This window comes from Rubrivirga marina (genome assembly GCF_002283365.1).
GTDB classification, from domain to species: domain Bacteria; phylum Bacteroidota; class Rhodothermia; order Rhodothermales; family Rubricoccaceae; genus Rubrivirga; species Rubrivirga marina.
The window spans coordinates 797,180-809,410 of record NZ_MQWD01000001.1 but is presented as its reverse complement, the minus strand read 5'-3'; the positions used below and the strand labels follow the sequence as shown (position 1 = coordinate 809,410).

The following is a 12,231-nucleotide window of genomic DNA, read 5'->3' as shown; positions in this document are numbered from 1 at the left end:
TCCGCCGCCGTTCCACTCTAGCTTTCACACAGCAGAGGCACCGTTCCCCCGGCCCGCCGCGTTCAGACCTCCGACGCCTACAGATCGCCTTTTGACGCAACCGACCTCCCGCCGACGTGAGACCGCCGTCCTCGTCGGTGTCCAGACGCCTGACACGACGCCCGCCGAACTCCGCGACGGCCTCGACGAACTCGAACTCCTCACCGATACGGCCGGCGCCGACACGGCCGCCCGCATCACCCAAAATCTCCCGCGCGTCCACGGCGCGACGTTCATCGGGAAAGGGAAGGTCGAGGAGCTCCGCAAGACCGTCGAGAAGCACAAGGCCGACCTCGTGGTGTTCGACGACGACCTCTCGCCGGTCCAGGTCCGCAACTTGGAGAAGGCGCTGAAGTCGGAGGACAACGCGGTCAAGCTGGTCGACCGGTCCGGCCTCATCCTGGACATCTTCGCCGACCGCGCGCGGACGGCGCAGGCCAAGGCACAGGTCGAACTCGCGCAGCTCCAGTACCTCCGGAGCCGCCTCACGCGGGCCTGGACCCACCTCGAGCGCCAGAAGGGCGGCATCGGGATGCGCGGGCCGGGTGAGACGCAGATCGAGACCGACCGCCGCCTCATCGGCAAGCGGATCGCCGTGCTCAAGGATCACCTCGACCGGATCGACCGCCAGCGGACCACGCAGCGGAAGGGCCGCGTCGACCAGACCCGCGTCGCGCTCGTCGGGTACACCAACGCTGGCAAGAGCACGCTCATGAACGCGCTCGCCGACGAGACGGTCTTCGCCGAAGACCGCCTCTTCGCCACGCTCGACGCCACGACCCGCCAGGTCGACCTCGACACGAACAAAGCCGTTCTCCTGGCCGACACCGTCGGGTTCATCCGGAAGCTGCCGCACGCGCTCGTCGAGAGCTTCAAGAGCACGCTCGACGAGGTCCGCGAGGCTGACCTCCTGCTCCACGTCGTCGACGTGACGCACCCAAATGCCGAGGACCACGTCCGCGTGGTCAACGAAACGCTCTCCGAGTTGGGGGCTCAGGACAAGCCGACGCTCATGGTGTTCAACAAGGTGGACGCCCTGGACGACCCCGGCCTTCTGGACCAACTCGAGCAGGCTTACGACGACGCCGTGTTCATCTCGGCCGCGCGCGGCATCGGGCTCGACGAACTCCGCACCCGTACGCTCGCCCTCGTCGAGGCGGACTACGTCGACCGCGTAGCGCTCTTGCCCGTCGCGAAGCCGAAAGCCCGGGCCCACATCCACAGCGTGGCCGAGGTGATCGAGGAGGAAGTCGGTTTCGCCGGAGACGCCTACGACGCCAGCGCGCCACCCGTCGCTGTGGTCCGCCTCCACTTCCGGGCCTCGACGAAGAACGCGCCCGACCTCGATCGGATGCTCGAGCGCTACGGCAACCTCCGCTGGCAAACGGCCGCCGACGTGCCGTCAGGCGACGGCGCCGCGCAGTCCGCCACGCTGGCGGACGACGACGGCGCGTAGCGTTTCGGCCTCGGATTCGCCGAGGCCGAGGTCGGGAGATTCCCCGAACGGGCCCGAGCGCCAGGTGAACGGTCGGTGCGGACCGGCCGCTCGCTGCATCTGGTACGCCTCTTGCCCGTCTGTAGAGGTGCCGGGTGATAGCTTGCCTCTATCCGGTCGTCCCCCCCCTACTATGACCGTTGCCACAATCCTCAGCGCCCTCGGCCCGCTCTCGACGACGGACACCGTCGGCGAGGCGCTCGTCGAGCTGGCCGACGCCCACGTCGCGCACCTCCCGGTGCTCGATCCGACCGGCCGCCTCGACTCGGTCGTGACCGAGGCCGCGCTCCGGGCGCACCCCGAGCCCAGCGCCCCGCTCGGTGCGCTCATGGCCGGCGAGCCGGTCTCCATCGGACTCGACACGCACGTGTTCGACGCGGCACACCTCATGCGCCAGCACGGCCTGAGCGTGCTCCCGGTCGTGTCCGGGGACGGCGGCTACGCCGGCCTCGTCGTTCGCCAGGACGTGTTTGGGCAGCTCGCGCACATGCTGGCGACCGAGGAGCCGGGCGCCATCGTCGTCCTCGACGTCTCCCGCACCGACTTCTCGCTTGGGCAGGTGGCCCAGATCGTCGAGCAGAACGGCGTCCGCATCCTGTCCGTGTCGACGGAGGATGACCCGGGCGCGGGGCGTGTCCGCGTGACGCTCAAGCTGAACGTGACCGACACGGCGCGCGTGCGCCACGTCATGGCGCACTACGACTACCGCGTCGTCGCCGTCTTTGACGAGGCCGAGGACGACCTCGAAGAGCGCGCCGCTGCCTTCCTGCGCTACCTCAACGTGTAACGGCGGGCAGAGGACGTGGGGCTCCCACGCCCTACGCCCCTCTTTCGACCGACTGTGCCGAACGACTCCGCCGCCTTCCACGCCGTGGCCCTCGTGGCCGCCGCCCGCGCCGCGCTTCAGACGGCACGCCGGATCGGAGACCGCCGGGCCGGGCGCGACGCGTCGGAGCAGGAGTCTGAGCGGACCGTCCGGGACGACCTCGGCGGTCTCCACGTCGAGGTGGGCGCCACGCTCGTCCGCCTCCGGCTCCGTGTCGTGACCGGCGTGCCCGAGAATGAGGCCGCCGCACTGGCGCAGGCGTTCGAGGACCGACTTCTCCTCGACGACCTGAGCGACGCGCTCGGAACGGCCCATCAGAAGCTTTTGAGCCTGTACCCGGCCGTTGACGAGTCGCTTGTCGAAGAGGCGCGCGTGCTCGCGGGTGAGTCCCGGCGCCGGTCTGTGGCCGACGAGTACGGCCGCGCTCTGGCGGCCTTCACGGCCCGCGTCGGCGACCTTCGAGACGCGCTCGGGGACGTTCTCATAGACGGCGGCGGAGGGGTGTGAACAGGGCGCGAGGGCGCCAATAGGGCCGGGGGCGAATCGTTCAGGAACGACGGCAAAACCTGCCGCGCGGCCGTAAATTTGGCCGGTTTGGCGCGGTCCCGTCGAGGGGCCTCTGCGCATCTCCCACCGATCCCCGACCGATGCCCGACACGAACGGTACCGACCGCCCCTACGAGCAGGCCACGACACCCGAGGGCGACACGCCCACGCCGCCGGCCAACGCCCTCCCGACTCCGCCGGCCTCGGGCGACGGCTCGCCTCTGCCACCTGCGGTTGCCAAGGAGTACGGCGCCGGCAACATCCAGGTGCTCGAAGGGCTGGAGGCCGTCCGCAAGCGGCCTGCCATGTACATCGGCGACGTCGGTGTGCGCGGGCTCCACCACCTCGTCTACGAGGTCGTCGACAACTCGATCGACGAGGCGCTCGCGGGCTACTGCGACCACATCGAGGTCACGATCCACGAGGACAACTCGATCTCGGTCGTCGACGACGGCCGCGGCATCCCGGTCGAGATGCACCCGCGCGAGGGCAAGCCGGCCGTCGAGGTCGTGATGACCGTTCTCCACGCGGGGGGCAAGTTCGACAAGGACACGTACAAGGTGTCCGGCGGCCTCCACGGCGTGGGCGTGAGCTGCGTGAACGCCCTCTCGGACCGGCTCGACGTCGAGGTCCGCCGCGACGGCGGCGTGTTCAAGATGGCGTTCGAGAAGGGCGACACGGTCGAGGAGCTGACCCGCGTCCGCGACCTCGGCCCGGACGAGGAGACCGGCACGACCGTCCGCTTCAAGCCGGACACCGGCATCTTCCTCGACACCGTCTACCGCTTCGACACGCTCGCGTCGCGGATGCGCGAGCTCGCCTACCTCAACAAGGGCGTGACGATCACGCTCTCCGACGAACGCGAGGAGGACGACGAGCTCCGTGCCGAGACGTACCACTCGGAGGGCGGCCTCGCCGAGTTCGTGGCCTACCTCGACGAGGCCCGCGAGTCCCTCTTCGAGGACGCGATCCACATCGAGGACGAGGACGCCGAGGTTCCTGTGTCGCTGGCCATGCGCTACAACACGGGCTACCAGGAGAACGTCCTCTCGTTCGTCAACAACATCAACACGCACGAGGGGGGGACGCACGTCTCCGGCTTCCGCCGCGCCCTCACGCGGACGCTCAAGAACTACGCGGACAACAACGACCTGCTCAAGAAGGCGAAGGTCAACCTCTCCGGCGACGACTTCCGTGAGGGCCTGACGGCCGTGCTGAGCGTGAAGGTGCAGGAGCCGCAGTTCGAGGGTCAGACCAAGACCAAGCTGGGCAACGGCGAGGTCCAGGGCGCCGTCGAGAGCCTCGTGGGGCAGAAGCTGGCCGAGTGGCTGGAGGACCACCCGCGCGAGGCCAAGACGATCGTCCAGAAGGTGATCCTGAGCGCGCAGGCGCGGACGGCGGCGCGGCGCGCCCGCGAGCTCGTCCAGCGCAAGAGCGCGTTCGGCGGCGGCGGCCTACCGGGCAAGCTGGCCGACTGCGCGTCGAAGGACCCGTCCGAGTCGGAGCTGTACCTCGTCGAGGGCGACTCGGCCGGCGGCTCGGCCAAGCAGGCCCGCGACCGGCACTTCCAAGCGATCTTGCCGCTGAGGGGCAAGATCCTGAACGTCGAGAAGGCCCGGCTCGACAAGATCCTCGACAACGAGGAGATCAAGAACATGGTGACCGCGCTCGGCGTCCAGATCGCGGCCGGCTCGGACGAGTTCTCCGACGAGAAGCTCCGCTACCACAAGGTGGTCCTGATGACCGACGCCGACGTCGACGGCGCGCACATCCGGACGCTCCTGCTCACGTTTATCTACCGGTATCTCCGTCCGCTCCTCGAAGCCGGCTACATCTACATCGCGCTTCCGCCGCTGTATCGCGCCAAGAAGGGCAAGCGCGAGCTCTACGCCTGGAACGACAAGCAGCTCAGGGACGCCATCGATGAACTCGGCGGCGCGTCCGGCGTCGGCGTCCAGCGCTACAAGGGGCTCGGCGAGATGAACCCCGAGCAGCTCTGGAGCACGACCATGGACCCGGACCACCGGATGCTCCAGATCGTGACGATCGAGGATGCCGCGGCCGCCGACAAGACGTTCTCGACGCTCATGGGCGACGCCGTCGAGCCCCGGCGCAAGTTCATCGAGCGGAACGCGAAGTACGCCACGATCGACACCTAGCCCCGCCCGCCTCGCGCCCGAGGCGGGGGGACCCGCGCGTACGTTCCCGCCCATGCGCCCCGACCTCTCCGTCGTCGTCCCCTCGTACAACGAGGCCGAGAGCCTGCCCAAGCTGGCGGACCAGATCCGCGACGCATTGGACGGCGCCGGCCTGAGCTTCGAGGTCTGGCTCGTCGACGACGGCTCGGACGACGCCTCGTGGGAGGTTATTGAGGGGCTCAATCGAGACGACGACCGGTTCGCGGGCGTCCGCTTCCGGCGGAACTACGGCAAGAGCGCCGCCCTCGCCGCCGGCTTCGGGAGGGCTCGCGGGCGCTATGTCGCCACGCTCGACGCCGATCTCCAGGACGATCCGGCCGAACTGCCTGAGATGGTCCGCCGCCTCCAGGCCGGCGCCGACCTCGTCTCCGGGTGGAAGCGGAAGCGGCACGACCCGTGGGAAAAACGCCTCCCGTCGAAGTTCTTCAACCACATCACGCGCTGGATGTCGGGGATCCCACTCCACGACTTCAACTCGGGCATCAAGGCCTACCGGCGTGAGGTGGTCGAGAGTGTCCGCGTGTACGGCGAACTCCACCGCTACATCCCGCTCCTGGCGAAGTGGGAGGGGTTCACGAACATCGAGGAGCAGGTCGTCAACCACCGCGAGCGGCTCCACGGGACGACGAAGTTCGGACTGGAGCGCTACCTCCGAGGCTTCCTCGACCTCATCACAGTCGTCTTCCTGACCCGGTTCGCGCGCCGGCCGATGGTGTTCTTCGGCGGGGCCGGAACGCTCGCGTTCGTCCTCGGCTTCCTGACGCTGGTCTACCTCACCGTCGAGAAGCTCGTATTCGGCGCGTCGATCGGCGGCCGCCCTCTGCTCCTGTTCGGCGTCATGCTCATCCTGCTCGGCGCGCAGTCGTTCCTGGCCGGGCTGCTGGGCGAGATGATCGTCCGCCCCGAGATGGAGCGGCCGGACCAGTACGACGTCCGGAGCGAGGTCACGCCGTCGGTCGACGTGCGTCGAGAGGAGCCGGTCCGGGTCTAGCCCGCCTCGGCATCGAGGTGGGCGGGGCCAGGGACAGACCCGCTGGGCCTCGGTGCGAGCCGCTGGACGAGAGCGGAGGGATCTTACGCTATGCGCATTACGCTCCTCGGCCCCGCGTGGCCCTACCGCGGCGGCATCGCCCACTTTCAGTCCGCCCTCGCTCGCGGGCTGGTGGCGCGCGGCCACAACGTGGATCAGGTCACGTTCCGACGTCAGTATCCCGAGGCGCTCTTCCCTGGCAAGACGCAGCTCGACGATGGCCCCCCGCCCGTCGATCTCCCGATCGCGGCCCAACGCATCGACTCGCTCCACCCGTTCTCGTGGGTGCGGACGGCCCGGCACGTCGCCGAGCGCGGTGCGGAGGTGGCCGTGTTCATGCACTGGATGCCATTTTTTGGCCCCGCGTTCGGAGTCATCGCGCGCCGACTTCGGAAGCGAGGCGTGAGGGTTCTGGCCGTCGTCCACAACGCGATTCCGCACGAGCGGCGGCCGGGCGACATCACGCTGACGAGGTACGGGCTCGGCGCGTGCGACGGGCTCGTGGTCATGAGCGACCAGGTCCGCGCCGACGTCGAGGCGCTCGGCCTCGGGGCCCCGGTGGAGCAGGTGGCGCACCCGGTGTACGACGGCTTCGGCGTCCCGACGCCCGCGGCGGAGGCACGCGAGGCGCTGGGACTCCCGACCGGCGTCCCGCTCTTTCTTTTCTTCGGCTTCATCCGTCGCTACAAGGGTCTCCACGTCCTGCTGGAGGCGTGGCCGCGTGTCCGCGAGCGCGTTCCGGGCGCGCAACTCGTCGTGGCCGGCGAGTTTTACGCCGACGAGGCCGAGCTCCGCGCGCAGGCCGCCGCGCTCGATGGCGTCCGCCTCGACGCCGACTACATCCCGGACGACCGCGTCGGCCTCTACTTCAGCGCCGCCGACGCCGTCGTTCAGCCGTACGTCTCGGCGACGCAGAGCGGCGTCGCCCAGATCGCGTTCCATTTCGGGACGCCCGTGATCACGACCGACGTGGGCGGGCTGGCGGAGATCGTGCCGGATGGCGAGGCCGGCCTCGTCGTCCCCCCTGAGGACCCGGGCGCGCTTGCCGACACGCTCGTGCGGTTCGTGGAGGACGACCTCGGGGAGCGACTCGCGGCCGGCGTCCGCCGCGAGCGCGAGCGGTACTCGTGGGACCGGCTCTGCGAAGCCGTCGAGCGCCTCACGGATCGCTAGCCGGCCAGGGCGATCCAGATCCCGAGGCCGACGGTCACGGCGCCGAGGCCGCGCGCGATCCAGATCGAGCGGCGGATGCCGAGCGAGCGGACCGTCGTCGGGGTGGCGAACGGGAACGCGATCATCAGCCAGCCGATGCCCGAGACGCCCAACCCGACGATGGCGCTGGCCGTCGCATCGGGCCACCCGAAAAGGGGGGCGCCGACGGCTACGCCGAGGAGCGCCGCGCTCAGACCGAGCATGGCGCGCAGGAAGGTCTTGCCGAAGCGTGCGACGCGCTCGTTGTAGGCCCGGAGGGCGGCCTCGTGCTCGGGGAGGACGTAGAGCGTCTGTTCGGTCCGCTCGCCGCCGGTGTTCGACGGCACGTCGAGCGTCAGCGGGACGACGCGGTCGGACGTCTCGTGGGACCAGATGCAGGTGGGCATGGCAGTGAACCTCCGGCGACGATGGGGGAGGGGAACGATACCGCGCGTCGGCGGGCCGTAACCTCCGATCCCACCCCCTGCGCTCGTGGACTACGACCCCGTCAAAGACCGCCTCGGCCGCTTCTTCTGGACGACGCCCGCCCGGACGAAGGCGTTCTACCGGCTGCTCGACACCGTCTTCCTCCGCTCGTGGTACGTCCGCCGCGCGCTCCGCCGGCGGATCGAGGCGTTCGGCGACCGACCCGTCAGCGTGCTCGACGCCGGGACCGGGTTCGGCCAGTACGCCTACTGGCTCGTCGACACGTTCCCCAACGTCGACGTCACGGCGGTCGACGTGAAGGACGACTACCTCGCGCGGGCGCAGACCTTCATGGCGCAGACGCCGTACGCCGGCCGCGTCGTGTTCGAGAACGCCGACCTCACGCTCCCCCTCGAGTACGAGGACGCCTTCGACCTTGCCCTCTCGGTCGACGTGATGGAGCACATCGAGGACGACCGGGCCGTCTTCCGGCACGTCCTGGCGGCGCTCAAGCCCGGCGGCGTGTTCATCGTCAACACGCCGAGCGACCAGGGCGGGTCGGGTGTGACCGAGGAGGGGGAGGAGAGCTTTATCGGCGAGCACGTCCGCGACGGGTACCCGCTGGCGGAGCTCACGGAGAAGCTGGAGACGGCCGGGCTGGAGGTCATCGAGACCGACTACGCCTACGGCCCCGCCGGCTCGGCCGCGTGGCGACTCCTCGTGAAGTGGCCGATCCAAGCGCTCAACGCGTCGTGGCTGACGGCCCCGCTCGTCGGCGCGTGGTACGCCGCGGCCGGCCCCGTCGGGCTGGCGCTGAACGCGGTCGACCTCCGCGCCGACAACGCGACGGGCACCGGCCTCCTCGTGACTTCGCGGAAACCGGCCTAGCGCGCGGCCTCCCTCCGCCTCGGCGCCGAGGCGGGGTCAGTCGCGGCGTGTGTAGCGGATGACCCAGCGGTCGGCCCAGGTCTCTCCGTCGTCGAGGGAGGCCTGCCAGCGCCACACGAGCGAGTCGGCGGTGACGTCCTCCCAGACCATCCGGTTCGTCTGCCTCTGGCCCTGCGGGTTCTCGAACGGCGCCTGCCGCATTTCGGTCACGCGGCCGTCGGCGTCGGTGGCGCCGTCGAAGAGGAGGTAGCCGCCGCCGTTGTCGACCCACGTCTGCCGCCAACCGGCCGGCGTGAGGACCGACCAACTCCCGCCCTCGAACCCGGTCTCGGCCGCGAACCGCTCTTGTATCACGCACCCGTTGTGCTCGCGCGTGATGACGTTGGTGCCGGAGGCCGTCCCGTTGGCCGTGTCCCATTCGAGGTCCCACGTACCGACCCAGAAGTCGAGCCCGTCCGCCTCGGGCGACTGGCAGGGAGGGCCCGCCTGTGCCGAGGCGGGGAGGGTGAGAGCGACGGCGGCGAGGAGGGTGACGGAGAGCCGCATCGGGCAACGGGTTGGGACGACAAGAGATAGGCCGCGGGCGCCGAGTGCGGCAAGGCACAAATGGCGAACGCGACGGCGTTCCGCCCCTCGAAGCCGCCGCCCTCAAGAGAGGCGGACCCTATGTTTAGGCGCCGTCGGTCCCCTGCAAATCGGCAGGCGGATTCCGCTCCACTCCCCCGACCCGATGCTCCACTCGTCGCGCCTCTTCGCCCGCCTCGGGCTGCTCGCGTTCGTCCTCGCCGCCCCCGCGCTCGCTCAGCCCGCGCTCGACGCGCCGCTCCCGTTCGACCCCGCCGTGCGGCAGGGGACGCTCGACAACGGGCTCCGGTACTATGTCCGCCACAACACCGAGCCCGAGGGCCGCGCCGAGCTCCGGCTGGCGGTCGACGCCGGGAGCGTGCTCGAAGACGAGGACCAGCGTGGGCTGGCCCACTTTGTCGAGCACATGGCGTTCAACGGGACCGAGCGGTTCGACGAGCCCGAGCTCGTCCGCTACCTCGAGTCCGTCGGGACGCGGTTCGGGCCGGACCTCAACGCCTACACGTCGTTCGACGAGACGGTCTACATGCTCCAGGTCCCGACCGACTCGGCCGACGTGTTCGAGACCGGGGTCGACGTGCTCCGCGAGTGGGCCGGGCGGATCACACTCGCCGACTCGGCCATCGAGCGCGAGCGCGGCGTGGTGCTGGAGGAGTGGCGAATCGGGCAGGGCGCCTCCGAGCGGATGAACCGGACGGTGTACCCGGTCTTGTTCGGCGGCTCGCGCTACGCCGACCGCCTGCCCATCGGCACGCCCGAGGTCATCGAGACGGCGCCGCCGGAGCGGCTCCGCGACTTCTACCGCGACTGGTACCGCCCGGACCTCATGGCCGTCGTGGTCGTGGGCGACGTGGACGTCGACGCCGTCGAGGCCATGATCCGAGAGCGGTTCGCGAGCCTCGAGCCCCCCACCGACGCGCCCGAGCGGACCGTCTACGACATGGCCGAGGCCTCGGGCGGCGCGGTCGCCATCGCGACGGACCCCGAGGCCCCGTACGCGCTCGTCCGCCTGATGTACCGCGGCGAGCCCCGGCGGATCACGACCTACGGCGACGCCCGACAATCGCTCGTCGAGGGGCTCTTTTTCGGAGCGCTCCGCGAGCGGCTCGCTGAGATCCAGCGCCAGCCCGACGCGCCCTACGCCTTCGCGGCCGCCGCCACCGGCAACCTCGTCCGGACCGTCGGCGCGTCGCAGCTGATCGCGGTGGCCAAGCCGGGCCAGATCGAGGAGGCCATGCGCGTGCTCGGCACCGAGGCCGTTCGGGCGAGCCGGTTTGGGATCACCCCGGGCGAGGTCGAGCGCGCCAAGGCCGACCTGCTCCGGTCGGCGCAGTCGGCGGTGGCCGAGGCGGAGAACCAGGAGAGCCGGGCGCTCGCCATGGCCTACGTCAACGCGTTCCTGGAGGGCGAGCCGTCGGTCTCGCCCGAGGCGCGGCTCGCGTTCGTCGAGGTTTACCTCCCCACGATCACGCTCGACGAGGTCAACGCCGTCGCTGAGGAGCTCGCCGCCGGCGACGACCGCGTGATCACGGTGACGGCGCCCACCGACGGCAGCGTGCCCGCCGAGGCCGACCTGCTCGCCGTGCTGGACGAGGTCGCCGACGCGGAGATCACGCCCTACGAGGACGCCATCGTCGAGGGCCCGCTCGTGCCTGCTCCGCCCGCCGCCGGCTCCGTCTTCGAGGAGGACGCGGACGCCGACCTCGGCACGATCACGTGGACGCTCTCCAACGGCGCCACGGTCATCCTCAAGCCGACCGACTTCAAGGCCGACGAGGTGCTCCTGAGCGCGACCAGCCCCGGCGGCACGTCGCTCCTCGACGACGAGGCCGTGATCGCGGCCGGCGGCGCGGCCGGCTACGTCGGCCAGTCGGGCGTGGGCGCGTTCGACCAGACGGCGCTCGGGAAGGCCCTCTCGGGCCAGATCGTCAGTGTCCGGCCGACGATCTCGGGCCAGACCGAAGGGTTCACGGGCAGCGCAGCCCCCGGCGACCTCGAAACCCTGTTTCAGCTCGTCCACCTCTACGTGACCGCCCCGCGGCTCGACCGCGACGCGTTCGAGGCCGCGCTGGCCCAGACGCGCGGCATCCTCGGCAGCCAAGTCAACGTGCCACGCGTCGCGTTCGGCGACACGCTCTCGGCCACGCTCGCCAACGGGGACCCCCGCAGCCGGACGCTCCGCGAGTACCTCGGCGACCTCGACCGGGCCGACCTCGACCGCTCGCTCGCGTTCTACCGGGACCGGTTCGCCGACGTCTCCGACTTCACGTTCGTGCTCGTGGGCGCCGTCGAGCCCGAGGCCGTCCGGCCGCTCGTCGAGACGTACCTCGCCAGCCTCCCCGGCGCCGGCCGCGACGAGGCGCCCGTCGACCGCTCGGTGGCTCCGCCGGAGGGCGTCATCGAGAAGACGGTCCGCGCCGGCGTCGAGCCGCAGGCTCAGGTGGCTCTCGTGTTCCACGGCGAGATCGACGCCGACGACAACGAGGACCGCGCGATCCTCGACGCCACCGCCGACGTGCTGTCGAAGATGCTCCGCGAGGAGCTCCGCGAGGACCGCGGCGGCGTCTACGGCGTCGGCGTCCGGCCGAGCGTCGACCGGGACGAGGACCGGTACCAGATTCGCATCCAGTTCGGCGCCGACCCCGACCGCGTGGATGAGCTGGTGGACGCGGTGTTCGCCGAGATCGCGACGCTGAAGGCCGGCGAGGCCGAGTCCCACCACCTCGCGGCGTTCCAGGAGCAGCAGCGCCGGGCGCGCGAGACGAACCTCGAAGAGAACAGCTACTGGCTGTCGGTCCTCACGACGGCCGCCCGCTACGACGCGGACCCGCAGGACAGCCTCGACCAGCCCGACATCGTCGCGCGCCTGACGATGGACGACGTCCGCGACATGGCCGTCGACACGCTCGACGAGGACCAGTACGTCCGCGTGGTGCTCCTCCCGGTCGAGGGCGCCACCAGCACCGAGTGACCCGACCCCGCCTGCCTCGGCGATGGCGTCGAGGCG

Annotated in this window: 10 protein-coding genes; 8 read left to right on the top strand and 2 right to left on the bottom strand. The window is 70.5% G+C overall.

The genetic code is table 11. The features are described 5' to 3' along the window. Positions 1–91 precede the first annotated feature (91 nt). From hflX to BSZ37_RS03155, 6 genes are all read left to right on the top strand, one after another. Positions 92–1,495: a GTPase HflX gene (hflX, locus tag BSZ37_RS03180; RefSeq protein WP_218830379.1), complete on the top strand. Its 1,404-nt coding sequence runs from the start codon at positions 92–94 to the stop codon at positions 1,493–1,495. Between the two features lie 172 nt (positions 1,496–1,667). Further along, a complete protein-coding gene (locus BSZ37_RS03175; RefSeq protein WP_095509151.1) occupies positions 1,668–2,321 on the top strand; it encodes a CBS domain-containing protein in 654 nt (217 codons plus the stop codon). 54 nt (positions 2,322–2,375) lie between these two features. Beyond that, positions 2,376–2,867: a hypothetical protein gene (locus BSZ37_RS03170; protein ID WP_095509150.1), complete on the top strand. Its 492-nt coding sequence runs from the start codon at positions 2,376–2,378 to the stop codon at positions 2,865–2,867. Between the two features lie 140 nt (positions 2,868–3,007). Then, positions 3,008–5,065: a DNA topoisomerase (ATP-hydrolyzing) subunit B gene (gene gyrB / locus BSZ37_RS03165; RefSeq protein ID WP_095509149.1), complete on the top strand. Its 2,058-nt coding sequence runs from the start codon at positions 3,008–3,010 to the stop codon at positions 5,063–5,065. Positions 5,066–5,117: 52 nt separating this feature from the next. Next, positions 5,118–6,095 (top strand): glycosyltransferase family 2 protein, encoded by a 978-nt coding sequence (locus BSZ37_RS03160; RefSeq protein WP_095509148.1) that lies wholly within the window; start codon positions 5,118–5,120, stop codon positions 6,093–6,095. Positions 6,096–6,185: 90 nt separating this feature from the next. Beyond that, positions 6,186–7,307: a glycosyltransferase gene (locus BSZ37_RS03155; protein ID WP_095509147.1), complete on the top strand. Its 1,122-nt coding sequence runs from the start codon at positions 6,186–6,188 to the stop codon at positions 7,305–7,307. On the opposite strand, the gene BSZ37_RS03150 is transcribed toward BSZ37_RS03155, so the two are convergent. Then, positions 7,304–7,732: a hypothetical protein gene (locus BSZ37_RS03150; protein ID WP_095509146.1), complete on the bottom strand. Its 429-nt coding sequence runs from the start codon at positions 7,730–7,732 to the stop codon at positions 7,304–7,306. The two genes, BSZ37_RS03155 and BSZ37_RS03150, sit on opposite strands and share 4 nt — an antisense overlap. An 85-nt stretch (positions 7,733–7,817) precedes the next feature. Here BSZ37_RS03150 and BSZ37_RS03145 point away from each other — a divergent pair, with 85 nt between their 5' ends. Then, positions 7,818–8,639 carry a class I SAM-dependent methyltransferase gene (locus BSZ37_RS03145; protein WP_095509145.1) on the top strand — a complete coding sequence of 274 codons (822 nt, stop codon included), beginning with the start codon at positions 7,818–7,820 and terminating at the stop codon, positions 8,637–8,639. A 36-nt stretch (positions 8,640–8,675) separates the two neighbouring features. Here the strand turns inward: BSZ37_RS03145 and BSZ37_RS21385 are convergent, their stop codons facing one another. Further along, complete coding sequence (locus tag BSZ37_RS21385) at positions 8,676–9,185, bottom strand: hypothetical protein (protein WP_143537548.1); 510 nt, start codon at positions 9,183–9,185, stop codon at positions 8,676–8,678. A 184-nt stretch (positions 9,186–9,369) separates the two neighbouring features. Here BSZ37_RS21385 and BSZ37_RS03135 point away from each other — a divergent pair, with 184 nt between their 5' ends. After that, positions 9,370–12,195, top strand: a complete 2,826-nt coding sequence (locus BSZ37_RS03135; RefSeq protein ID WP_143537547.1) for a M16 family metallopeptidase — start codon at positions 9,370–9,372, stop codon at positions 12,193–12,195. The last annotated feature ends 36 nt before the right edge of the window (positions 12,196–12,231 follow it).